Annotated in this window: 21 protein-coding genes and 3 pseudogenes; 5 read left to right on the plus strand and 19 right to left on the minus strand. The window is 70.5% G+C overall.

The window, feature by feature from the left end:
- The 9 genes from nuoG to dcd form a co-directional block, all read right to left on the minus strand.
- Positions 1-2,481 carry an NADH-quinone oxidoreductase subunit NuoG gene (nuoG, locus tag LIP_RS14655; RefSeq protein WP_068140031.1) on the minus strand — a complete coding sequence of 827 codons (2,481 nt, stop codon included), beginning with the start codon at positions 2,479-2,481 and terminating at the stop codon, positions 1-3.
- A complete protein-coding gene (gene nuoF / locus LIP_RS14660) occupies positions 2,478-3,758 on the minus strand; it encodes an NADH-quinone oxidoreductase subunit NuoF (RefSeq protein WP_068140033.1) in 1,281 nt (426 codons plus the stop codon). The genes nuoG and nuoF overlap by 4 nt, the downstream gene beginning before the upstream one ends.
- Positions 3,748-4,293: an NADH-quinone oxidoreductase subunit NuoE family protein gene (locus LIP_RS14665; RefSeq protein WP_082726398.1), complete on the minus strand. Its 546-nt coding sequence runs from the start codon at positions 4,291-4,293 to the stop codon at positions 3,748-3,750. Before LIP_RS14665 ends, nuoF begins: the two co-directional genes overlap by 11 nt.
- A complete protein-coding gene (nuoD, locus tag LIP_RS14670; RefSeq protein WP_068142130.1) occupies positions 4,290-5,444 on the minus strand; it encodes an NADH dehydrogenase (quinone) subunit D in 1,155 nt (384 codons plus the stop codon). The genes LIP_RS14665 and nuoD overlap by 4 nt, the downstream gene beginning before the upstream one ends.
- Positions 5,445-5,633: 189 nt before the next feature.
- Positions 5,634-6,242 carry an NADH-quinone oxidoreductase subunit C gene (locus tag LIP_RS14675; protein ID WP_068140039.1) on the minus strand — a complete coding sequence of 203 codons (609 nt, stop codon included), beginning with the start codon at positions 6,240-6,242 and terminating at the stop codon, positions 5,634-5,636.
- The gene (locus LIP_RS14680) at positions 6,235-6,714 is read right to left on the minus strand and encodes an NADH-quinone oxidoreductase subunit B (RefSeq protein ID WP_068142133.1); all 480 of its coding nucleotides are present in this window, start codon (positions 6,712-6,714) and stop codon (positions 6,235-6,237) included. Before LIP_RS14680 ends, LIP_RS14675 begins: the two co-directional genes overlap by 8 nt.
- Positions 6,711-7,073, minus strand: a complete 363-nt coding sequence (locus LIP_RS14685; protein ID WP_068140042.1) for an NADH-quinone oxidoreductase subunit A — start codon at positions 7,071-7,073, stop codon at positions 6,711-6,713. Before LIP_RS14685 ends, LIP_RS14680 begins: the two co-directional genes overlap by 4 nt.
- Before the next feature lie 194 nt (positions 7,074-7,267).
- A complete protein-coding gene (locus LIP_RS14690; RefSeq protein WP_068140045.1) occupies positions 7,268-7,654 on the minus strand; it encodes a hypothetical protein in 387 nt (128 codons plus the stop codon).
- Positions 7,655-7,781: 127 nt separating this feature from the next.
- Complete coding sequence (gene dcd / locus LIP_RS14695; RefSeq protein ID WP_068140050.1) at positions 7,782-8,348, minus strand: dCTP deaminase; 567 nt, start codon at positions 8,346-8,348, stop codon at positions 7,782-7,784.
- 111 nt (positions 8,349-8,459) lie between these two features.
- Here dcd and LIP_RS14700 point away from each other — a divergent pair, with 111 nt between their 5' ends.
- On the plus strand, positions 8,460-8,780 hold the full coding sequence (locus LIP_RS14700) for a cyclic-di-AMP receptor (protein WP_068140053.1): 321 nt from the start codon (positions 8,460-8,462) through the stop codon (positions 8,778-8,780).
- Here the strand turns inward: LIP_RS14700 and folK are convergent.
- From folK to LIP_RS14725, 7 genes and pseudogenes are all read right to left on the minus strand, one after another.
- Positions 8,727-9,344 carry a 2-amino-4-hydroxy-6-hydroxymethyldihydropteridine diphosphokinase gene (gene folK, locus LIP_RS14705; RefSeq protein ID WP_173652457.1) on the minus strand — a complete coding sequence of 206 codons (618 nt, stop codon included), beginning with the start codon at positions 9,342-9,344 and terminating at the stop codon, positions 8,727-8,729. The genes LIP_RS14700 and folK overlap by 54 nt on opposite strands.
- Positions 9,341-10,297: a dihydropteroate synthase gene (gene folP, locus LIP_RS14710; protein WP_082726400.1), complete on the minus strand. Its 957-nt coding sequence runs from the start codon at positions 10,295-10,297 to the stop codon at positions 9,341-9,343. Before folP ends, folK begins: the two co-directional genes overlap by 4 nt.
- 11 nt (positions 10,298-10,308) lie before the next feature.
- Positions 10,309-11,433: a site-2 protease family protein gene (locus LIP_RS14715; RefSeq protein WP_068140054.1), complete on the minus strand. Its 1,125-nt coding sequence runs from the start codon at positions 11,431-11,433 to the stop codon at positions 10,309-10,311.
- A gap of 20 nt (positions 11,434-11,453) precedes the next feature.
- Positions 11,454-12,002, minus strand: a pseudogene (locus tag LIP_RS20645) (IMP dehydrogenase); the annotation flags it as partial.
- A 3-nt stretch (positions 12,003-12,005) separates the two neighbouring features.
- Positions 12,006-13,340: pseudogene (locus tag LIP_RS20650) on the minus strand (LAGLIDADG family homing endonuclease); the annotation flags it as partial.
- 24 nt (positions 13,341-13,364) lie between these two features.
- Positions 13,365-14,309, minus strand: a pseudogene (gene guaB, locus LIP_RS20655) (IMP dehydrogenase); the annotation flags it as partial.
- Between the two features lie 72 nt (positions 14,310-14,381).
- Positions 14,382-15,674 carry a DUF1015 domain-containing protein gene (locus tag LIP_RS14725; protein ID WP_068140057.1) on the minus strand — a complete coding sequence of 431 codons (1,293 nt, stop codon included), beginning with the start codon at positions 15,672-15,674 and terminating at the stop codon, positions 14,382-14,384.
- A gap of 219 nt (positions 15,675-15,893) precedes the next feature.
- Here LIP_RS14725 and LIP_RS14730 point away from each other — a divergent pair, with 219 nt between their 5' ends.
- The 4 genes from LIP_RS14730 to ytvI all read left to right on the plus strand — a co-directional run bounded on the left by LIP_RS14730 (position 15,894) and on the right by ytvI (position 20,361).
- The gene (locus LIP_RS14730) at positions 15,894-16,823 is read left to right on the plus strand and encodes a 3-hydroxyacyl-CoA dehydrogenase family protein (RefSeq protein WP_082726402.1); all 930 of its coding nucleotides are present in this window, start codon (positions 15,894-15,896) and stop codon (positions 16,821-16,823) included.
- On the plus strand, positions 16,820-18,064 hold the full coding sequence (locus LIP_RS14735; RefSeq protein WP_068140060.1) for an acetate/propionate family kinase: 1,245 nt from the start codon (positions 16,820-16,822) through the stop codon (positions 18,062-18,064). Before LIP_RS14730 ends, LIP_RS14735 begins: the two co-directional genes overlap by 4 nt.
- A 56-nt stretch (positions 18,065-18,120) precedes the next feature.
- Positions 18,121-18,852: a cytochrome c biogenesis CcdA family protein gene (locus tag LIP_RS14740; RefSeq protein ID WP_068140063.1), complete on the plus strand. Its 732-nt coding sequence runs from the start codon at positions 18,121-18,123 to the stop codon at positions 18,850-18,852.
- A 285-nt stretch (positions 18,853-19,137) separates the two neighbouring features.
- A complete protein-coding gene (ytvI, locus tag LIP_RS14745; RefSeq protein WP_068140066.1) occupies positions 19,138-20,361 on the plus strand; it encodes a sporulation integral membrane protein YtvI in 1,224 nt (407 codons plus the stop codon).
- Between the two features lie 14 nt (positions 20,362-20,375).
- Here the strand turns inward: ytvI and LIP_RS14750 are convergent, their stop codons facing one another.
- From LIP_RS14750 to LIP_RS14760, 3 genes are all read right to left on the minus strand, one after another.
- Complete coding sequence (locus LIP_RS14750; RefSeq protein WP_068140071.1) at positions 20,376-20,666, minus strand: helix-turn-helix domain-containing protein; 291 nt, start codon at positions 20,664-20,666, stop codon at positions 20,376-20,378.
- Between the two features lie 104 nt (positions 20,667-20,770).
- The gene (locus tag LIP_RS14755) at positions 20,771-22,555 is read right to left on the minus strand and encodes a HAMP domain-containing histidine kinase (protein ID WP_068140075.1); all 1,785 of its coding nucleotides are present in this window, start codon (positions 22,553-22,555) and stop codon (positions 20,771-20,773) included.
- Positions 22,528-23,265: a response regulator transcription factor gene (locus tag LIP_RS14760; protein WP_068140078.1), complete on the minus strand. Its 738-nt coding sequence runs from the start codon at positions 23,263-23,265 to the stop codon at positions 22,528-22,530. The genes LIP_RS14755 and LIP_RS14760 overlap by 28 nt, the downstream gene beginning before the upstream one ends.
- Positions 23,266-23,320 lie beyond the last annotated feature (55 nt).

Here is a 23,320-nt window from a genome sequence, read left to right on the forward strand (position 1 = left end):
TCAGCCCACCTCCTCCAGGAGCCGCCGGTGGATCCGCATGCCCGAGGCCGCCGTCAGGCGGTTCCAGGGCAGACCGGGGATCCCCCGCCCCACCGCTGCCGTCCCAGGGGCCACCCGGCGGCTCATGCGGGCCCGCAGGCGCACGGGGCCGTCGGAGGTCTCCACCTCGACGGCGTCGCCGTCGACCACCGCCAGGCGGCGGGCGTCCTCCGGGTGAAGGAGGATCTCCACCCGCAGGGGCCGCCGCTCGGCGTACGCCCGATCGAAGCGGGCGGTTCCGCCGCCCCCGTGGAGGGCCGGCAGGACCACGACCCGGAGCCGACCGTCCTGGAGCTCCGCCCCGGGCCGGCTCTCCGCCGGGCGGGCCACCGCGGCCAGCAGGCGCTCGGGCAAGGCACCAACGAAGCCGTCGCGGGCCGGGGCCAGCTCCTGGATCTCCCAGGCCAGCTCCTGGCCGGTGCGGAAGAGGGGCTCGGCCTGCACGCGGCGGCTCAGGCGCTGGAAGATCTCGCCGTCGGTGAGGGCGTCGGCCCCGGTTCCCGCCGGGGCGTCGGTGCTCCGTCGTCCCACGGGTTGCACCCGCCCTTCCAGGTTGGTGAGGTGCCCCTCCCGGGCGGTGAAGGGCGCCGCGGGCAGCACCACGTCGGCCAGGCGGGCCGTTTCGGTGAGGAAGAGGTCCTGCGCCACCACGAAGGTGTCGCTGGCCAGGGCCCGATCCACCAGGCTACGATCCGGGTAGGTCTCGGCCAGGTTGGCGCCCACCAGGTAGAGCACGCCCATCTGCCCCGAGGCTGCCTGCTCCAGCATCCGTCCCGTGGGCAGCCCGCCCTCAGGCACCTCGCGCGCCCACCGGCTCGCCAGGGCGTGGCGGGCGGCGGGGTCGTCCACGCTCCGGTAGCCTGGAAGCAGGTCGGGACGAAGGCCCATGGCCTCCGCGCCCCGGCTGTTGACTTGGTCGCCGATCACCAGCAGGCGGGCTTCCCGCCCCAGCCCGCGCCAGGCGGCGAGGACGGCGGCCAGCGCGCGGCCGGCGGCGGCGTCCCTCCCGTCCCACACGACCGCCAGCATGCCGTCCCGGGCCCGCATCTCGGCGGCCACCGCGGCTTCCTCGCCAACGTCTCCCCCGGCGGCGCCCGCGGCCGCAAGAAGCCGCGCCAGCCGCTCCAGGGCCGGGGCCGTCTCTCCCGGGCGGACCCGCAGCGCCCGGTGCGGCACCGGGAGTTCGGGCTCTACCGGCCCCAGGGTCGTCAGCTGCGCGTTCCGGCGGGCCGCCGCCCGGCGGATGCGCAGGTCGACTACCGGGGCGCTCTGGCCCGGATGGGCGTCGACCACCAGGATGACCGCGGCCTCGTCCAGGTCGGTGACACGGCCGGGCGCCGCATCCAGGGAGGCGGCAGCCTCACCCGCCACCCGGTGGTCCACGTTGCCGCTGCCCAGCACCTGGCGCATGAGCTTCTGGAGGAGGAACGCCTCCTCGTTGGTGAGCCGGCCGCCGCCCACGGCGCCCACGGCCCGCGGGCCCTGGCTCTCCAGCGTCGCCTTGAGCTGGAGGGCGACCCTCTGAAGGGCCTCCTCCCAGGTGGCCGGCACCAGCTTCCCCCGGGGCGCCCCCTGGGGGCGGACCATGGGCTGCCTCAGACGGTCGGGCGATTGCACGAAGCCGTAGTTGAAGCGCCCGCGGTCGCAGAGCCAGCCGTCGTCCAGGGGCTCGAAGGGCCGGCTCGCCACCCGGTCGAGGCGGACGCCGCGCACGTTGGAACGGAAGTGGAGCTGTACGTGACAGCCCACCGGACAGCCATGGCATACGGCGTCCACGCGGGTCAGGTCCCAGGGCCGGGCCCGGAAGCGGTAGATCCGGGAGGTAAGGGCTCCCACGGGGCAGAGCTCGATGGTGTTGCCCGAGAAGACCGAGTCGTAGGAAACGCCTTCGGCGGTGGTGATCAGGGCGTCATGGGCCCGCTCGCCCACCACCAGGGTCCGCTCCTGGGCCACCTGCGCGTCGAAGCGGGTGCAGCGCCGGCAAAGGATGCATCGCTCCTCGTCCAGGACGATGAAGGGCCCCAGATCGGCGGCCTTGGGCTTGTGGAGCTTGCCGTCCACCAGCCGGCTGGTGGAGGGCCCGTACGCGAAGGTCAGGTCCTGCAGGTCGCACTCGCCGCCCTTGTCGCAGACGGGGCAGTCGAGCGGATGGTTGATCAGCAGGAACTCGAGCACGCTCTTGCGCGCCTCGCTCACCTGGGGGGTGTCGGTGTGGACCACCATCCCTTCCCGCGCGGGCTCGGTACAGGCGGTGGTGAGCTTCCGGGCGCCTTCCACCTCCACCAGGCACATGCGGCAGACCCCGGCCGGGTCCAGCTTCTCGTGCGAGCAGAAGACGGGGATGTTGATGCCCACCGACTTGGCGGCGTCCACCAGGAGGGTCCCCTTGGGGACCCGGGCCGTGCGGCCGTCGATGGTGAGCGTGACCAGCTCGGCGCTCACGCGGAACGCACCTCCTTCACCTGGCAGGAGCCGCTCTCGATGTGGGCCAGGTACTCGTCCTCGAAGTACTTGAGCGTGGACTTCACGAAGCCTACCGAGGCGTCGGAGAAGGGGCAGATGGTCCGGCCCTCCATGTGGGGCGGTACGCTCTTGAGGAGATCGATGTCGGACGGCCTGCCGCCGCCGGACTCGATCCGCCCCAGCACCCGGGCGAGCCAGCTCGTGCCCTCCCGGCAGGGCGTGCACTGGCCGCACGACTCGCCGGCGTAGAAACGGGCCAGCACGTACGCGGCCTTGACGATGCAGGTGGAGTCGTCCAGCACGATCACCGCCGCGGACCCGAGCATGGAGCCGGCCTGGGCCACCGAGTCGAAGTCCATGGGAACCTTCAGGTGCTCGGCGGTCAGCGCGGGCGAGGACCCTCCCCCGGGCAGGACCGCCTTCAGGCGCCGCCCGGGCCGGAGACCGCCGGCGTGCTCGAAGACCAGCTCCTCCAGGGTGACGCCCAGCGGGAGCTCGTAGTTGCCGGGGCGGACCACCTGGCCGCTGACGGAGAAGATCTTGGGTCCGGGGCTTCCCTCGGTGCCCATGCTGCGGAACCACTCGGGACCCCGGCGGACGATGTGGGGCACGCACGAGAGGGTCTCGACGTTGTTGACCACCGTCGGCATCCCGTAGAGGCCGGCCACCGCCGGGAAGGGCGGTTTCAGGCGAGGCTCGCCGCGCCCGCCCTGCAACGAGGAGAGAAGCCCGGTCTCCTCGCCGCAGATGTAGGCGCCCGCCCCGCGGTGGACCACGATCTCCAGGTTGAAGCCGCTCCCCAGGATGTTCGGCCCCACATAGCCGGCCTGGCGCGCCTGGGCCAGGGCCCGCAGGAGCACCTGGTAGCCCTCCAGGAACTCGCCCCGGATGTAGATGAAGGCCCGCGCGGCCCCCACGGCGTAGGACGAGAGCACGATGCCCTCGATGAGCTGGTGCGGGTGCTTCTCGACGAGCATCCGGTCCTTGAAGGTGCCCGGCTCGCTCTCGTCGGCGTTGCAGACCAGGTACCGGGGCCGGCCGTCGTCAGGGAGGAAGCTCCACTTCTTCCCGGCGGGGAAGCCGGCGCCGCCCCGCCCTCTGAGCCCCGAGTCGGTTACCGCCTTCGCCACGCCCGCGGGATCGAGGTCGCGCATGGCCCTCTCCAGGGCCTGGTACCCGCCCTGCCGGCGGTAGACGTCGATCTCGCGCAGGTCCAGCTCCCCGACGCCCCGGGTGAGGACCGGGTCAAAGGCCACGCTGGTCGCCCCCTTCCTCCGAGTGGCCGTTCGTTGCCGCCGCCTTCAGCTCGTCCAGGAGCCGGTCGACCTTTTCGGCGGTCATGCGGCCGTAGTACGCCAGGTTTACCTGAAGTGCCGGTGCCCCGTCGCACGACGCCAGGCACTCGTGGGTCTCCTCCAGGGTGAAGAGGCCGTCGGGCGTGGTCTCGCCCGGCTTGATCCCCAGGCGTTGCTGCAGGTGCTGGGAGAGCCCCTCGGCCCCGGCCAGGACGCACGAGAGGTTCTGGCACAGGGTGATGGTGTACCGGCCCTTGGGCCGATGGTGGAGCAGGGCATAGAACGAGGCGATGCCGCTCACCTCGGAGGGGGTCATCTCGAGCAGCTCCCCCACCACCCGCATGTCCTCGGGCGCCAGGTACCCGCGGGCCTCCTGGGCCAGGTGCAGCAGCGGCAGCACCGCCGACCGCTTCTGGGGATACCGGGAGAGGATGGCGTCGACCTCGCTCTTTCGCTCGGCGACCCAGAGGGCGCCTGCCGGCTGTTCGTCCATCATCGGTCCACCTCACCGAAGACGGGGTCCGTGGTGGCCAGGATGGAGACCAGGTCCGCCACCAGGTGGCCTTCCGCCATGGCCGGGATCGCCTGCACGTTGTAGAAGGAGGGGGGGCGCACCCGCACCCGCCAGGGCCGGTTGCCCCCGTCGGAGACCACGTAGAAGCCTATCTCGCCCCGGGGCGACTCCAGCGCCTGGTAGACGGCGCCCGGGGGCACGTCGAAGCCGTGGGCCACCAGCTTGAAGTGGTGGATGAGCGCCTCCATGCTCACCCGCACCTCTTCCTTGGGCGGAAGCGCGATCTTCCGGTCTTCCACCATGACGGGGCCGGGCTCCAGCTCGTCCAGTGCCTGCTGGACGATGCCGAGGCTCTCTTCCATCTCCTGCATCCGGACTTGGTAGCGGTCGTAGGCGTCGCCCCGGCTGCCCAGAGGCACCTGGAAGGCATAGCGCTCGTAGCCGCAGTAGGGGAAAGCTCGGCGGACGTCGTAGTTCACGCCCGAGGCCCGCAGCATGGGGCCCGTGAGACCGAGCGCGATGGCCTGCTGCGCCGTCAGCACGCCGATCCCGCGGGTGCGGTCGAGCCAGATGGGGTTCCGGTCCAACAGGTCCCGCAGCTGCCGCATGCGGGGCGGGAAGCCCTTCAGGTACGCCCGGAGCATCTCCTCCCACGTGGGCGGGACGTCGCGCATCACCCCGCCGATGCGGATGTAGCTGGGGTTCATGCGGGCGCCGCTGGCCTCCTCGAAGAGGTCGAGGATGCCCTCCCGCATGTCGAAGCTGTAGAAGTAGACGCTCTGGGCCCCCAGGTCCAAGGCGTTGGTGCCAAGCCAGACCAGGTGGCTCGCGATGCGCTGCAGCTCCACCATGATCACCCGGAGCACCCTCGCCCGTTCCGGGGCCTCCAAACCCAGGAGCTTCTCCACCGCCAGGACGTAGCCCAGGTTGTTGGAGAGCGGGGAGAGGTAGTCCATCCGGTCGATGACGGTGATGGCCTGCTGCCAGAGGAGGTTCTCTGCGTTCTTCTCGATCCCCGTGTGAAGGAAACCCACCTCGGGGGTGGCCCGGACGACCGTCTCCCCCTCCAGCTCCACCACCACGCGCAGAACGCCGTGGGTGCTCGGGTGATGCGGGCCGATGCTGAGGGTCATGCGGTCCGCCGCGGCGTCTTCGTCCGGGAGGTCCACCTCGCGCCGCCCCACGTCGCCGGGACGGGACCGGGCGGCCTCGGAAGGAACCGGCACCGCGCCGTTCCGCTCGCGCTCTTTTGGCTCTCGCACGCTCATGGTCGACACCTCGATTCCCCCAACGCGCTCACCGGCCCGGCTCCGGGCCCCAGCCTACCTCTCGTGCGGCCGCACCCTAGCCTGCAGAAAGTCGAACCGATGGCCCAGCGGCAGCTCCTCCTCCTCCAGGGCCCTGGGGCCCCGCAGAGGGTAATCCTTCCGGAGGGGGTGACCCTCCCAGTCGTCGGGCATCAGGATCCGCCGCAGGTCCGGGTGCCCCTTGAAGCGGATGCCCATCAGGTCGTAGACCTCCCGCTCGGGCCAGTTGGCCGAGGGCCATATCCCCGAGACGGTGGGTACCTCCGGCCGCTCGCCCGCCACCGGCACCCGGAGCTGCAGCCGGCGCGGCTGCTCGGGCGTGCCGTCGCCCTTCAGCGCAAGGAGATGGTAGACCACCTCGAACCGGGGTTCCCGGGGCAGGTAGTCGACGCCGGCCACGTCCAGGCACATGGTGAATCCGGCCGCCCTCGCCCGCTGGCAGAGGGGGATCAGGCTCGCCGGCATCACGCGCAGGCTCTCGATGCCGTGGCACGGCTCCAGCCGCTCCACGCCCCCGGGAGCCCCCTCCAGCAGCCCCGCAAGCCAGGGAGCCGGCTCTGCCAAGTCCCCCGTCCCCTCCGGGCGGGCGGCCTGGACGACGGTGCCTTCCATCGGGTCAGGCATGCTTGGTGATCACCCCTGCCTGCGGATCCCCGCCCGCGATCTCCTGCTGCAGCCTCAGCACCGCGTGGAGGACCGCGTCGGGCGTGGGCGGGCAGCCGGGCACGTAGACGTCCACCGGGAGGACCTGGTCGACCCCCTGGACGATGGCGTAGTTGTCGAAAATGCCCCCAGAGGAGGCGCAGGCGCCCATGGCCACCACCCACTTGGGCTCGGGCATCTGCGCGTGGATCTGCTTGATGACCGGCACCATCTTGTTGGACAGGCGGCCCGACACGATCAGCAGGTCCGCCTGCCGGGGCGACGCCCGGAAAACCTCGGCCCCGAACCGGGACGCGTCGTACCGGGGAGCGACCAGGTTCATCATCTCGATGGCGCAGCAGGCGAGACCGAAGGTCAGCGGCCAGACCGAGGACTTCTGGGCCCAGCGCGCGAACTGGTCCACCCGGGTGACCAGGAACGGGTCGTTGGTCATCTCCACTGGAATCCCCCCTTCTTCCACACGTAGGCGTACCCGATGGCCAGCACCAGCACGAAGGCCACCACCTCCCAGAGGCCGAAGGCACCCAGCCTCCGGAGCGTGACCGCCCAGGGGTAGAAGGCCGCCGCCTCCACGTCGAAGATCACGAAGAGCATGGCGACCAGGTAGAACTGGACCGGGATCCGACCCGTGAGCGGGGGCGTGGGATAACCACTCTCATAGGTGAGGTACTTCGCGGGGTCGTTGTGACGGGCACGCCGGGCTCGCGCCAGAAACTCGATGAGGCCCGTGATGAGGATGGGCACCGCCAGGGCGACGCCCAGGTAGATGAGGACAGGAAGATACGACTCCACCGCTCCTCGCCCCCCGCACTATGTGAACGACAGCACAATCTTGGCCAAGCCAAAGCGGGCGTGCGCCCGCTGGACGACCCCTCCGGTTCCAACCGGAGGAAAGGCTCAGGGATCCTGTAGGATCCACTACAGCATACACCTGAACGCGCGCCGGCGGCAACCCCGGAACCGGCCACCCCTCCCTGCCGACGGTGTCAGACGTCGACTCCGCGCGCGGGTTCGGATGCGTCGGGGCCCTGGCTGCGGGCCTCCCGGCGGCCTCGCCCCGAGGGGACCCGGGCGGCAGCCCTGGCCCGAGGCCGGTCGGGTGCTTCCGCGGCCTCCTCGGACGCCGCCTCGCCGGCCGCAGGCTCGGCCTCTCCGGCCCAGGCCCCTACCACGTCTTCGGGCGGCTTCAGCACCGCGTCGGCCAGGGGGCTCTCGGTGGTCATCACCAGCGTGACGGCGAAGGTGGCGGCGGTGAGCATGAGGAACATCAGGAGTTTTACCAGGAGGCCGGCCGGCGCCACCAGGACACCCCACGCCAGGAGGACGAAGACAGCCGCGAGGCCGACGGCGACCCCGCCCAACGCCCGATCCACGAGCTTTCAACCCCTTCCTTGCAGACCCTTGCACACGTGTTAAGAAGCCTATTCCGCGACACCGTCCTGAATCCTCCCTCGACGCGGGGCTTTCGGGCCGCGCCGCCGGCCCGCGGCCTCCGGCCGATCAGACCCGCGGGGGTACCACGCCCTGCTGGCCCTGGTACTTGCCGCTCCGGTCCGCATAGGTGGTGCGGCACGGCTCCCCCTGGAGGAAGATCATCTGGGCGATGCCCTCGCCCGCGTAGATGCGCGCCGGCAGCGGCGTGGTGTTGCTGATCTCCAGGGTCAGGTACCCGTGCCACCCCGGTTCGGCCGGGGTGACGTTGAGGATGATCCCGCACCGGGCGTAGGTGGACTTGCCTGTACAGATCCCGATGACGTTCCGGGGAATGCGCAGGTACTCCACCGAACGGGCCAGCGCGAAGGAGTTGGGCGGAATGACGCAAGCGGGGCCGCGCACGTCCACGAACGCGCGGGTGTCGAAGTCCTTGGGATCCACCACCGTCGCGTTGACGTTGGTGAAGATCTTGAACTCGTCCGCCACCCGGAGGTCGTAGCCATAGCTGGAAAGGCCGTACGAGAGCACGGGCTTGCCGGTCTCGGGATCCAGGCGCACCTGCTCGGGCACGAAGGGCTCGATCATCCGCTCGTCCCGCGCGAGCCGCTCGATCTCCAGGTCGTTGAGTATCATCCATGAGACCCTCCCTGACCCCGCACGACCCCGCCCCGCGGGTCGGGGCAGGAGGCGGGCTCTTTTCGGCCAATAGGTGTAGCGCACGCCTCACCGAAAGGGGGATGACCCATGAAGCTCATCCTGGCCGTGGTGGAGGACGAGAACGCCAGCCCCTTGATGGACTCGCTGGTGGAACAGGGGTTCCAGACCACCAAGCTCGCCTCGACGGGTGGCTTCCTCTTGCGCGGAAACACCACGCTCCTCATCGGCGTGGACGACGACCGGGTGGAACCCGTGCTCACCACCATCCAACGCATCTGCGCCCGTCAGAAGCGGCTCCTGCCCCAGCCTTCGCCGGAGCTGCCCAACTCGGTCAGCATGCCCATCGAGATCGAGTCAGGCGGGGCCACCGTCTTCGTGCTCCACGTGGATCGGTTCATCAAGACCTGACGGTCCCGCCCTTTCAGGAAGCATCGGGCCACCCACCCGCCGCACCTCGCCGTCGCGGGCATCCTCGGGCAGCCGGCTGAGCCACGCGCCGACGCTCCGGCCGTGCACGATCAGATCGGGCTCCAGCTCCGCCAGAGGCACGAGCACGAAGGCTCGTTCCACCAGACGAGGGTGGGGCAGGATGAGCCGGTCCGTCGACCGCTCCTGGCCGTCCATCCAGAGCAGGTCCACGTCGATGGTGCGCGGCCCCCAGCGCACCGCTCGCACCCTGCCGAGCGCCCGCTCGACGGCCAGCGCCCCGTCCAGCAGCTCCTCGGGGCTCAGGCCCGTGCGCACCTCGACGACGACGTTCAGGTACTGGGGCTGGGGCACCCCTCCCCAGGGTTCCGTCTCGTAGACGCTGCTGGTGCGCACCGCCTGGGTGGAAGGAAGGCCCGCCAGCTTCCGCAGCGCCTCTTCCAGCCACCGCTTCCGGTCTCCCAGGTTGGAGCCCAGGCCAAGGAAGGCGGTCACGCTGCCTTCGCCCGCCTCCCGCTTGGAGGGCGGCCAGCCGGGGCGGCTCACGGGGTCGCCTCCTCGCCCGAGGTCCACGGATCGCCGGGCCGCACCAGGGCGTCCACCACCCGCCGGGCCCGGTCGACGGCGCGCACGTCGTGGACCCGGACCATGTCCGCCCCTTGGAGGACGGCCACCACCACCGCGGCCAGGGTCCCTTCCACCCGGTCCAGGGGCGGTGTTCCCAGGATCCGCCCCAGAAAGGACTTGCGCGAGGGACCGACCAACAGGGGGAGCCCGAAGGAGCCGAACCGCCCCAGCTCCCCCAGCAGCCGCAGGTTGTCCTCGAAGCGCTTGCCGAACCCCAGGCCGGGGTCGAGAATCATCTGCTCACGACGGACGCCCGCCCGCTCCAGCGCCTGGATCCGTTCTTCGAAGAAGGCCCCCACCTCCCGCACCACGTCTTCGTACCACGGATCCTGCTGCATGGTGCGGGGCTCGCCCAGCATGTGCATCACCACCACCGGGAGCCCCGAGCGGGCCGCCAGCGGCGCCATGCCCGGGTCGAAGAGGGCGGCGGAGATATCGTTCAAGAACCGGGCCCCCGCGTCGACGGCGGCCTCGGCCACCCGGGCCTTGTAGGTGTCGATGGAGATGGGCACCCGCGCCTCGCGGGCGAGCCGCCGGATGACGGGGACGACCCGGCGGAGCTCCTCGGCTTCCGAGACCGGCGCCGCCCCAGGCCGGGTCGACTCGCCGCCCACGTCGATGAGGTCCGCCCCCTCCGCCGCCATCTCCAGCCCCCTGGCCACCGCGGCCCCGGCGTCCAGGTACTGGCCGCCGTCGGAGAAGGAGTCGGGCGTCACGTTGAGGACGCCCATCACGTACGTGCGCCGTCCCAGGGGCAGGACGTGCTCGCCCAGGCGCAGGCGATCCACTCTCGGCCCGGGCGCGCCGGTCTCCGCCGCCCCCAGGGCGGGTGCCTCCCCGCCGGCCTCTCCGACCTCTCGCTGCGTCGCCATCGTCTCCCCCCTCAGCGCTGGGACAGGATCTGCCTCCGCACCTCCACCAGGCGCTGCAATCCGGACCCTGTGACCACGCCCAGGAGCTGTCCCTCCGAGACCACCAGGAGCAGCCCGCCACCCTCGCCCAGACGCCGGGCCGCCTCCAGGGCGGGCAATCCGGGAGCGACCACCTGATGTGGCTCCAGCGGGCGGCGGGCGACCTGGACGGTGGTGGTGGACCACTCTTCCCGCCGCACCCTGCGGACCTCCTCGAGCCCCACCACGCCCATGGGCGAGCCGTCCTGGACCACCGGGAAGGTCTCCTGCCCGTGGCGGAGGAGGTACTCCTCCACGAACCGGTCCAGGGGAAGCTCGCGCCGGACGCTGAGAAAGCGGACCTCCATCACGTCCGCCACCGAAAGGCCCCGCAGGCTCTCGGCCACCTCCACCTGTCCCTCGCTGCCCCTGGCCGCCTGGAAGAGGAACCACCCCAGGGAAAGGAGCCAGAGGCCGTTCAGCCGCGGCCCGAACAGGCCGAGTGCGAGCCCTCCGACCATCATCACCTGGGCAAAGCCCCGTCCCAGGAGACCGGCCCAGCGGGTGGCCCGCAGGAGGCTCCCGGTCCTGGCCCAGAGGAAGGCCCTCAGGATCCGCCCGCCGTCCAGGGGAAAGGCAGGAATCAGGTTGACCAGGGCCAGAAGCAGGTTCACCCAGTACAGGTAGTCGCTCAACGCCTCGAGCGCCACGCCCAGCCCGGCCATCCGACCCACCTCCTGGACCAGCCGGAAGGTGAGGGCGATGAGAAGGCTCGCCATGGGTCCGGCGACCGCGATGCGAAACTCGGCCCGGGGGCTGGGCGGCTCGCCCTGCATATGGGCCACCCCGCCGAAGATGAAGAGGGTGATCCGCATGATGCGCAGGTTGTGCTCCCGGGCCACCAGCGAGTGGCTCAGTTCGTGGAGCAGCACGCAGGTGAAGAAGAGGAGGGTGGTGACCAGGCCCAGGAGCCCGTAGAAGAGTCCGGTCAGGCCGGGGTAGTTCAGGGGGAAGTAGCCCAGGCTCAAGGTGATGCTGACCAGGGCGAAGACGACGAGCCATGAGACGTGGATCTCGATGGGGATCCCTTGCACCCGGGCCAGGCGGAAGGATGGCACGCCGCGCCCTCCTGATCGACTCATCGCTCCCTCTGGTAGTTGGGAGCCTCTTTGACGATGTCCACGTCGTGCGGGTGGCTCTCCTGCACGCTTGCCGCCGTCACCCGCACGAAGCGGGCCGTCCGCCGGAGGGTCTCCAGGTCCGGCGCGCCGCAGTAGCCCATCCCCGAGCGGAGCCCGCCCACGAGCTGGTAGACCACCTCGGAGACGGGCCCCTTGTAGGGGACCCGGCCCTCGATCCCTTCGGGCACCAGCTTCCGCTCCCGCTCCTGGAAGTACCGGTCGCGGCTCCCGGCCCGCATGGCCCCGATGGAGCCCATGCCCCGGTAGACCTTGTAACGCCGCCCCTGGTGGATCTCCATCTCGCCCGGACTCTCGTCGGTACCCGCCAGGAGGCCTCCCAGCATCACCGACTCGGCGCCGGCCGCCAGCGCCTTGGTGATGTCGCCCGAGTAGCGGATGCCGCCGTCCGCGATCACCGGCAGCCCGAAGCGGGCGGCGGCCCGGGTCGTCTCCCAGATGGCCGTCATCTGGGGCATGCCCGACCCCGAGACGATACGGGTGGTGCAATTGTGGACGGCGACGCGGTCCGCGACGTACGATTCGTCCTCGTCCACCTCCAGATTGTAGACGTGGAGATCGTCCTGGACCACCCGCACGTCCTTGATGGTGACGTACACGTACCGCCCGTCGGACCACATGCCTTGCTTGACGGAGCGGTGTTCGACCGCCGGCTCTCTCAACCCCAGCTCGGCGAAGCCGTCCCTGAACCGCCGGCATGGCGCGCCTGGCAGGCGAACCGCATACATGCCGCTCCACCGCTCATGCTGCGGCTCGTACCGCTGAACCGAGGGGAAGTAGCCCAAGCGCAGGAGGATGTCCGCGACCTGGCTGGCCAATGCTGGGGAAGCCGTCTTGTAGCCGATTCTCCCACCGGCGCCGTCCCACGTACCCGCCGCCCGGAATGCCCCGATCAAGAACTCCCGAAGCAGGGGTTCGGGTTGTGCGAGAAGCTCCGGGGGCAGGCGCCTGGTTCGGGCGTTTCCTGGGATGACGGTCTCGAAGAAGCGCGCGAGGGCGTGGTTGGTCACGAGGACGGTCGTGGCCTGGCGGTGGGGTGCGTGGAGCACCGTCGCGCCGTCGTACCCGAAAACCTCCTTGATGAGGCGCATGACGTCCTCTTGATACGCCGTCTCGTCGCGATGGAACGCGAAGCGCAGCTGGCGGTCGTTCGGGAGACCCGCCGGGTGGCCTTCGGCCGCATAGTACCCGAAGAGCCGCATGAGACGTCCGTCGAGAACCACGTGGCGTCGCACGCGGTGCGCGGGGGCTGGTCGCTCGTGGGCGACTTCCCTCAGGAACCCTTCCCCTGCTTCCTGAAGAGGATCTGAAACGGTACGCAGGCCCAGGACCATGGAGCCAACCACTCTGGCTGTGGTCCCGGAGCGGTCGGCGATCTCCTGGTAGCTGAGGGTGTTCTGATTCCGGCTGGGCTTGGTCGCATGGATCCATTCCCCATCGTTCCGATACTGCGGCACCGCATCCAGGAGGTCGAAGGTGACCTGCTTGGCCTGCACCTGTCGGATGGGAATCGCGAGGATGTCCTGGGGCTCCAGGTCCCCTGCAGGCACCCAATCCAGCCCTCGGTGGTACTTGGGCTTGTCGAAGAAGTACTTGCCGCCGTACTTGTGCCGCGCCCCCACGGGCGCGTTGAAGTGGATCGCGAGACACGGGTGGTTCGGGGTCATCCGAAGCACCCTGGGCGAACCGTTGATGGTGAGATGCACCAGGGGACCTGTGTATGGGCGCCGGTACACCTTGGTCACCCTCCTGGCACGGCCGCGATGGGTGATGACCTGGTCCCCTGGCACGACGTCGCAGATGGGCTTGACCGCGCCGTCGGCCATGAGGATCTCGGTTTCGGGCCCCAGGCAGATGCTCCCCGGGCCGACACCCGCTTTGATGGCGTCGGCGCCGGCCCGGGCCAGGTCCTCCGCGCCCTGGGCGGTGGCCACGTTGCCCGCCACCACGTCCACCCGGTCGCCGAAGCGCTCCTTCAGCCAGCGGACCGTCTCGATTACCCGCCGGGAGTGGCCGTGGGCCGTGTCGAGGATGATGGCGTCCACACCCGCCTCCACCAGGAGCTCGGCCCGCTCCCGGGCGCCCGCGTCGGTGCCGATGGCCCCCGCCACCCGCAGGCGCCCCTTCTCGTCCTTGGCGGCCAGGGGGTACTTGCGGGCCTTCTCGATGTCCTTGATGGTGATGAGTCCCTTCAAGCGCTTCTGGCCGTCCACCAGCGGCAGCTTCTCGATGCGGTGACGGTGGAGGATCGCCTTCGCCTCTTCCAGGGAGGTGCCCACCGGGGCGGTGACCAGCCGGTCGCCCGGGGTCATGACCCGGCCGATGGGCTGCTCGAAGTCCTCCTCGAAGACCAGGTCGCGGTTGGTGAGGATCCCCACCAGGTGGCCTTCCTCGTCGGTGATGGGTACTCCCGAGATACGGTAGCGGGCCATCAGGTCCAGCGCGTCCTGAACCCGGTGCTGGGCCGAGAGGAAGATGGGGTCCACGATGATGCCGCTCTCGGACCGTTTCACCTTGTCCACCTCGCCGGCCTGGGCCTCGGGCGGGAGGTTCCGGTGGATCACGCCGATGCCGCCCTCCCGGGCGACGGCGATGGCCATGGGCGCTTCGGTCACCGTATCCATGGCGGCACTCACGATGGGGATGTTCAGCCGGATGTTCCGGGAGAAGCGGGTCTCGGTGGAGACGTCGGTGGGCAGCACCTCCGAGTAGGCCGGTTCCAGCAGGAGGTCGTCGAAGGTGAGCCCTTCCCGGCCGAAGCGCTCGTTCCAGATCTCTTCGCGCGTGTCTGCCATCGATGCACGCCCTCCTCAGCCTCGTCAGCCTCACCGCCGCCTGACGCCGGTCCCGCCGCCCGGCCGCCCGCCTTACAGCTTCCCCAGACTCTCCTCCAGATCGTAGATCAGGAGGCCGCTGGGCGCCTTCGGGTAGAAGTAGGTACTCTTTTGGGGCAGGCGCCCCACGGTCTCGGCCGCCCGCCGGACGGCCTCGCCGTCCAGGGCCGGCAGCAGGAAGGCCGCCCGGCCCTCTCCGGTCGCCACCCAGCGCCGGGCTTCCTCCCCGTCGTGGGTGAAGCGCAGGAACCGCTCGAACCCTTCGGCCTGGCTCCCCGCCAACCCCTTCAGGATGGGATCCAGCAGCTCCCGGTGGAGCATGGTCACGGCCAGCTCCGGCGACCGGTCCGGCGGGGTCGCCAGCCGCCAGGCGGACCCGTCTGGCCCCACCAGGTGGACCACGCCGGGCTCCTCGGGCTCCGAGATGCGCGGGTGCGCCGCGCCGGTCGCTGCCCCTTCCGCAGCCCCCGCCGGGGCCAGCGGCTCCACCCGGAAGCGCTCGCGGGCCCGCGCCAGCAGATCGTCCCAGCCTGGGACGCCGGGGCCGTTTTCCAGCACCCGGTGGGTCGGGAGGACGGTCACCGGGCTCAGGGCGGTGTTGACCAGCCAGAGGGCCGCCCAGGCCGCCCCTGGAAGAGTCCCCAGCGGGCCCCGGGCCAGGGCCACCGCCGTCTCGAAGCGGTGGTGGCCGTCGGCCAGCACCACCTGCAGGGGTCGCAGGTCGGCGGCCAGGCGCTCGGGCTCCAGCCCGCCGGCCACCCGCCACACCCGGTGCTCCACGCCCCGGTCGTCGGTGAACTGCTCCAGGGGAGCGTCGCCCATCACCGCCTGGGCCAGCTCCCGCTCGCTCGGATCGGGCCGGTGGTAGAGGCCGAACACCTGGCTGAACTCGGCCCGCGCCGCCTGCCACAGGGCCAGGCGGTCCGCCTTGGGGCCCGGCAGGGTCGCCTCGTGGGGAAGGAACGTCTTCCCGGGCTCTTCCAGCCGGACGGCCCCCACCCATCCCCAGGTGAGGTGCTCGCCCCCACGCCAGGCATAACGCTGGGCGTAGAGGTAGAGCGCGGGCTCAGGGTCCGCGACCAGGATGCCGGTCTCCCGCCAGCGCCGGTAGAGGGCCGCGGCCCGGGTGTACCGGTTGGACGCGCCGCCGTCTCCGGGGAAGGTGCGCCCCAGCACCAGGCGAACGATGTTCCGGGGGCTCCGCTCGTAGAGTTGGTCCTGCAAGGTGGGGTCGATCACGTCGTACGGCGGCGCCAGCACGTCCTCCAGGCGGCCCGCCCGACCGGGGTCGTAGCGCACCGCCCGGAAGGGCCGGATCTCGGGCAAGAAGCACGCCTCCTCGCGGCTCGACGCTCATGCCGGGGGAGCGGGCGGGCCCCCCGGGCGGGCCGGAAGCGCCCGCTCCAGCGTTTCCCTCCAAGTTCGTGCCCCGAATCCTCTTCTCCTTCACCGGCCAGGAGGGGAGACCGCATGGCCCCAAAGAATAAGAGCGTGAGGGAAGGCCCTCTGCATCGCTAACACCATCTGTTGCCGGGAGGGAGCGGGGTGGCAGCGCCGCGCGTGGGAGTGGTGGGAGCAGGAACGATGGGGACGAGCCTCGCGCAGCACCTGGCCCAGGAGGGCTTCGAAGTGGTGCTGGTGGACGTGTCCGAGGCGATCCTGCACCGCGCCCTGGAGGCTGTGGCCGCCTCCCTGGACCAGCGCCTGGAGAAATGGGCCATCACCGAGGCGGAGAAGCGGGTGATTCTGAAGCGCATCACCCCCTCCCTCTCGCTTGAGGACGCGGCCCCGGCGGACCTGGTGATCGAGGCGGTCACCGAGGATCTCGAGCTGAAGAAAGGGATCTTCCGCCAGCTGGACGCCCTGGCGCCCCCTGACCGGCTCCTGGCCAGCAACACCTCCACCCTGAGCATCACCGAGGTGGCGGCCGCGACCGCTCACCCGGACCGGGTGCTGGGGGTGCACTTCGTCAACCCCGTCACCGAGATGCCCGTGGTGGAGATCATCCGGGGCCTCCACACCTCCGAGGAGAGCGTGGCCAAGGCCCGGGCGTTCGTGGAGCGCATCGACAAGGTGGCGGTGGAGGTCTACGAGTCGCCCGGGTACGTCACCACCCGCCTGATCATGCCCCTGCTGAACGAGGCCATGTACTGCGTCATGGAGGGCGTCGCTTCGCCGGAGGACATCGACACGGCCATGCGCCTGGGGTACCGCTTCCGCCACGGACCCCTGGAGATGGCGGACCGCATGGGCCTCGACTCGCTTCTGATCGCCATGGAGCGGCTCTTCCGGGAGTACGGCGAGCTCAAGTTCCGGCCCTGCCCGCTCCTCAAGAAGTACGTGCGCGCGGGGAACCTGGGCGTGAAGACGGGCAGGGGCTTCTTCCACTACGACGAAGAAGGGCGTCGGCTTGACGCGCCCGGGGGACGCCCGGTGCACGAGCCGGGCGGCGCAGGCAAGGGGGTGGGCGCGTGAAGGTCTTCGTGCTCAACTCGGGCAGCTCGTCGGTCAAGTACAAGCTGTACGAGATGCCCGATGAGGCCGTGCTGGCCTCGGGGCAGGTGGAGCGCATCGGTATGGACGACGCGGCGGTCACCCACCGCGTCCCCGGGCGGGAACCTTACCGGGTCCAGGAAGAGATCCTGGACCACACGACCGCGATCCAGCGGGTGTTGGGCCTCCTCACCGAGGCCCACGATGGGGCCGCGGTCCTGCAACGCATCGACGAGATCGATGCCGTGGGGCACCGGGTGGTCCACGGCGGCGAGGCGTTTCACGGATCCGTCCGGGTGACGCCCGCGGTGAAGCGGTCGATCCGGGAGCTCTCCGAGCTCGCGCCGCTGCACAACCCCCACAACTTGGCAGGCATCGAGGCGGCCGAGGAGCTGCTCCCAGGCGTTCCCCAGGTGGCCGTCTTCGACACCGCCTTCCACGCCCGCATGCCCCGGCATGCCTTCCTCTACGCGCTTCCCCACGTTCTCTACCGCCGCTACGCGGTTCGTCGCTACGGATTCCACGGCTCGTCCCACCGGTACGTCGCCGAGCGGGTCCGCACCCTGCTGGGAGATGGAGGCACGGCCCGCATCATCACCTGCCACCTGGGCAACGGCGCCAGCATCGCGGCCGTGCAGGGAGACCACTCCATCGACACCTCCATGGGCTTCACGCCTCTCGAGGGCCTCATGATGGGCACCCGCTCGGGCGACGTGGACGCCGGGGCGCTCCTCTACGTCATGGCCCGGGAGAACCTCTCCCTGGCCGAGGCCGATGCCATGCTGAACAAGCACAGCGGCGTCCTGGGGATCTCGGGACTCGCGTCGGACATGCGGGAGATCGAGGAGGCGGCCGACGCCGGCAACGAGACGGCCCGGCTCGCCCTGGAGATGTACGCCTACCGGATCCGCAAGTACATCGGCGCGTACGCGGCGGCCCTGAATGGGGTCGACGCGATTGCCTTCACCGCCGGTATCGGCGAACACTCGTGGCGGGTGCGCGAGGACGTCGGCGCGTCGCTGGGCTACCTGGGCGCCGAGCTGGACCCCGAAGCCAACCGGGCCGCCCGGGGCGAAGCGCTCATCTCGACCCCCCACAGCCGGGTGCGCCTCTACGTGGTGCCCACCGACGAGGAGGTCGTCATCGCCCGCGACACGGTGGCCGTGGTGACGGCCGACCGCGAGCCGGTGGCCGCCCGTCGCCCCGGGGCTCGTCGCGGTTGAAAGGGCGTCCGCTCCTGCCCATAATGGAGGCGCGAGATACGAGAGGGGGTATGAGTGTGCCCGGAACCGAGGTGGGTGTGGCCATCGCCTTCCTGGCGGGGGCGGCTTCCATCGTCTCTCCTTGCGTCATCGCCCTCATCCCGGCGTACGTGAGCTATCTCTCGGGCCTGAGCCTCTCGGAACTCTCGGCGCACCCGGGGGAGGGCGGCGCGCCTCGCCGCCGGGTGATGGCCGGGGCGCTCCTCTTCGTGCTGGGCTTCACCGTGGTCTTCGTCGCCTTCGGGGCCACGGCTACGGCCCTGGGGCGATCGCTGCTCCTCTACCAGGACCTCCTGCGACGCCTGGCCGGAGTCCTCGTCGTTCTCTTCGGCATCTACCTCACCGGGCTCGTGCGCATCCCCTTCCTCGAGCAGGAGCGCCGGCTCGACCTGGGTCGCATGCCCCGGGGGCTGGCCGGCGCCTTCCCGGTGGGCATGGCCTTCGCTGCCGGGTGGACGCCGTGCGTCGGCCCCGCGCTGGCGTCGATCCTCTTCCTGGCGGGAACCCAGCAGACCCTCTGGCAGGGTGTGGGGCTCCTCCTGGTCTACTCGCTGGGCATGGCGTTGCCCTTCCTGGCCATGGCCCTCTTCATCGGCCGCTTCCAGAAGTGGCTCCCCCGGCTGGCCCGCCAGGGACGGTGGATCTCCCTGACCAGCGGCGCCCTGGTGGCCCTGGTGGGCGTGCTGCTCTACACCAACGCGTTCTTCCGCCTGGCAGGCCTCTTCAACTACTACCAGTGGGGCCTATGACCCCTGAGCCCCCGCCTGACTCCGGGCTGCCGTCCGCCCCTACCCCGGGTGGACGGTACCGTCTCCGCTCCCCGGTACCGGTCCCCTTGCCCCTCCAGCCCGCGAGAGGCCACCCGCGTTCGAGCCGCAGGGTCCTTCCCGGCAGCCGCACGGCCCCGGCGGAGCCAGGAGGGCGGAGCCGGGCCCGCGCGGAGCGAGTGGAGGCCTGGAGGGCCGGAGCGAGCGCGCGCCGGGAAGCACCCTGCGGCTCGAACGCGGCCTGTGGTATAATCCCCGCGAAGGGATGTGGCGGCGACGCTGGAGCGGCTCCTGCAGCCCAAGACGTGGCTCTTCCTGGCAGCGCTGGCGCTGGTCCTGATCTACCGGGTGCCGCTGGGGACCACCCTCCTCCCCTTCTTCATGGCCTTCCTCCTGGCCATGCTCATGGACCCGGCGGTGAGCTGGGTCCAGCGACGCACCGGGATCCGGCGGACCGTGGTGGTGCTCGCGGTCCTGCTCCTGGTGATCGTGCTCACCCTCGGGCTCCTGTCGATCATCTTCGTCCGGGTGGTGGGCGACCTCATCAACCTGGCCGGGCTCCTGCCCGACTACCGCAAGGAACTGATCCAACTCACGGGGGACGCCATCACCGAGGTGAATCGTCTGGTGGAGGCCTTGCCCCCGGAGGTGGGCGCGTACGTCACCACCGGGGTGGAGGATTTCAGCCGCCAGGCCCTGGGCTTCGTCCAGAACCTGGTTCAGCGCCTGCTGGCCGGCCTCACGGGCCTTCCCAACCTCCTGGTGGTGGCGGTGATGGCGGTGATGGCCTCCTACTTCCTGTCGCGGGACAAGGAGAAGCTGGGCGAAAGCCTGACACGCCTCTTCCCGCCCGAGCGGCAGGAGGTCGTCCAGCGGGTGCAAGAGCGGGTCTTTCAGGACCTGATGGGCTTTCTGCAGGGCCAGTTCCTCATTGCGCTCATGACCACGTCGCTCTCGATGCTGGTCCTCTTCCTCATGGGCGTCCCCTACTGGACGCTCCTGGGGCTCATCCTGGGGATCCTGGACTTCATCCCGGTGGTGGGCCCCAGCGTGGTCCTCTTCCCGTGGGCACTGGGGGCCATCCTCTTCGATCGGCCAGGGCAGGCTCTCTGGCTGCTCCTGCTCTACTTCGGCATCTTCTTCACCCGCCAGCTCGCGACGCCCCGGTTGCTGGGCACCTCCATCGGCATCCACCCGGTGGTGACCCTGATCTCCATCTACGGGGGCATCATCTTCTTCGGACCGGTGGGGATCCTGCTGGGACCGGTGCTGGCCATCGCCGGCAAGGCGGCCTGGCTGACGCGCCTCACGGCCCGGGAGGAGATCGCGGGGATGGAGGCCCAGGGGGCTTTCTCCCCGCCCGACGCGCCGGGCTCGGCGGCGGGGCCGGCGAACGCTCCGGCCGGCGAGGCGGAGGAAGCCCGCCGGCAAGCGGTCGAGGAGGCCGAGACCTCCCACCGTTCTCCGGCATTCAGGCCCCCCAACCCCTGATGGGCCAACGCTGATCAGTAGAGGTGGCCGCTCACCACGCCCATCTGCGACGGCCAGGCGAAGTCGGCCGCCCGGCTTCGAGGCCGCTCCAGGCGGAAGCCCCTCTGCCTCAGGACGCTGAGCCGGCGCCCCACCGATTGGCTCGTTCGGTTGAGGATGCGCCCGATCTGCCCCGTGGTGTACCCTTCCTCGTGGAGCTGCATGAGGACCATGTCGCCCGCCGGCGTCCAGGGGCGCTCCCGGCGGGGTGCCTTGGTCCGGCCGGTCCTGGGATCGCGTTCTTCCACCTTCGAGCTCCGTGCCATGCGCGTCGGCCTCCCACGTGTTGGGATCGGACACGCTCAGGATACCAGGAACCTGTGTCCAATCTGGGGCGAACCGGTGAAACTTGTGTGACCGTTGAATGCCATCACGCGGAAACGGGGCCCGTTTCCTCCTGGCCCTGGGCCTGCGGGAGGCTGAAGAAGAAACGGCTCCCCTGCCCCGGCTGGCTCTCGGCCCATGCCCGTCCCCCGTGCAGCTCCACGAGCTGCCGGACGATCACCAGGCCGAGCCCGGTCCCCGAGCCGTCGGCGGTTCGGGCCTTGTCCACCTTGTAGAAGCGGTCCCAGACGTAGGGCAGCTCCTCGGCCGGGATCCCGGGTCCCGTATCCTCCACGGCCACCACCACGGCGTCACCCAGGGAGCGAGCCGCCACCCGGACCTGCCCCTCGCGCCCGGCGTAGCGGACGGCGTTCTCCAGGAGGTTGATCAGGATCTGGTCCAGGCGGTCACGGTCCGCCCAGACCGCGGGCAGGTCTTGGGGGATGTCGGTCTCCACCCGCAGGGCGTTCTCCTCCATGCGGGGGTGCATGCTGACCAGCACGTCCTCCACCACCGGGGCCAGGGCCAGCGCCTGGCGATGAAGCTGCACCTGACCCCCTTCGATGCGGGAGAGGTCCAGCAGGCTGTTGACCAGCCGGATAAGCCGCATGGTCTCACCGTGCATGACCCCCAGGTAGCGCCCGATCTCCCGGGGATCGGTCACCACCCCTTCCCGGATGGCCTGGAGGAAGCCGCGCAGGGAGGTGAGCGGGGTGCGGAGCTCATGGGAGACGTTGGCCACGAAGTCGCGCCGCATCTGCTCGACCCGGCGCTGCTCGGTGATGTCCTCCACCAGGCCCACGGCGCCCTCCACCCGACCGCCGCCGTCGATGGGTGCCACCCGCAGGCGCAGGGTCCGCCCACCCGTGGGTCGGATGCCTTCCACCGGCATGCCCTCCTGCAGGCAACGCTGGAAGGGCTGGAACCATTCGGCCGGCAGCACCTCCTCGGCCGGGCGGCCTTCGGCCTCCCCGCCCGCCAGCTCCAGGAGCTGCCGGGCCTGGGGGTTCACCAGCAGGATGTGCCCCCGCACGTCCACGGCCAGGACGCCCTCGCTCATGCTCTGGACGATGGACTCCCGCTGGCGCTTCTCCCGGGTGAGGGCATCGATGGTGAGCCCCAGCTCGCGGCTCAGGTGGTTGAAGGTCTTGGCCAGCTGGCCGATCTCGTCCTCCTCCTCGACCTCGATGCGGTGGTCGAAGCGGCCCTGGCGCATGGCCTGGGCGAAGGCCGTCATCTCGCGCACGGGCCGGGTGATCCGCCTGGAGACGAAGAACGCGAGGAGGAGCGCCAGGCTGAGGGCCAGCAGCGAGGCGTAGAGCACCAGGGTGCGGATGCGCTGCACTGTGGCCATCACCCCGCTGATGGGCGCGTGGAGCAGCACCGCCCCCGCCACGCGGCCGCCGGCCATCACCGGGGCCGCCACCGAGAAGGTGGGCTCACCCAGCTGGGGGATCAGGTCCACCCGGCTCACCACCAGACCGGCCCTGACCTTCTGCAGCTCGTCGGCGCTGAGCCGGAAGCCCTCCCAGCGGGTGTGGCTGAGGGAGGTGAGGAGGACCAGCCCCTGGTCGTTCACCACCCAGACCCGGGCGTCGGCCATGCGGTCCACGGTCTCCAGCAGGAAGTGGGCGGTCTCGGGGTCGCTCCGCACCAGGTACCCGTTGGAGATGAGCGCGGAGAGGGCCTCCGCCTGGCTCACCAGCTCCCGCCGGCGGTCCGAGAAGGAGTAGTCGACGGCCAGGTACCCCACCGCGGAGGCCAGGATCGACATGGTGACCACGATGAGGAGGACATCGTGGATCAGGAGCTTGCCGAAGACGGTGCGCATGGATCCTCCGACCCCTCCGCGTCGCCGGCCTCCACGGGCTCGAACCGGTAGCCCACGCCCCACACGGTGTGGATGTAGTGCCTCCGCACCCCGGCAGGCTCGATCTTGCGCCGCAGCCGCTTGATGTGCACGTCGACGGTCCGTTCATCGCCGTAGAAGTCGTAGCCCCACACCCGCTCCAGGAGCTGGTCGCGGGTGAGGGTCCGCCCTGCGCCCCGGGCCAGCTCCCAAAGCAGATCGAACTCGCGGGGGGTGAGCGCGACAGGCTCGTCGTCGAGCAGGACCCGGTGCTGATCGCGGTCGATGAGGAGACCCGGGAAGGCCAGGTTCTCGGTTTCGGGTTCTTCGTCCCGGGCGCGGCGGAGGATCGCTTTCACCCGGGCGGCCACCTCCCTGGGGTTGAAGGGCTTGGTGACGTAGTCGTCGGCTCCCATCTCGAGCCCCAGGATCTTCTCCACGTCGTCGTCCCGAGCGGTAAGCATGAGGATGGGCAGGGAGCTCCGGGCCCGCACCCGGCGACAGACCTCCCACCCGTCGATCTCGGGGAGCATCAGGTCCAGCACAAGCATCTGGTAGCGACCGCTGAGGGCCTCCTCTAGGCCGGAGCGGCCGTCGTGGCGGCACTCCACCTGGAACCCTTCCTTGCGCAGGTAGAGGCTGACGAGCTCGCAGACGTTCGGCTCGTCGTCCACCACCAGGACCCGTTCCATGCACCCACCCCCCGCGCCGCGCCGGCCCCCGCCCCGATCCAGCGCCGGCGGGCCG

Source organism: Limnochorda pilosa (assembly GCF_001544015.1).
In the GTDB taxonomy this organism is placed as follows: domain Bacteria; phylum Bacillota; class Limnochordia; order Limnochordales; family Limnochordaceae; genus Limnochorda; species Limnochorda pilosa.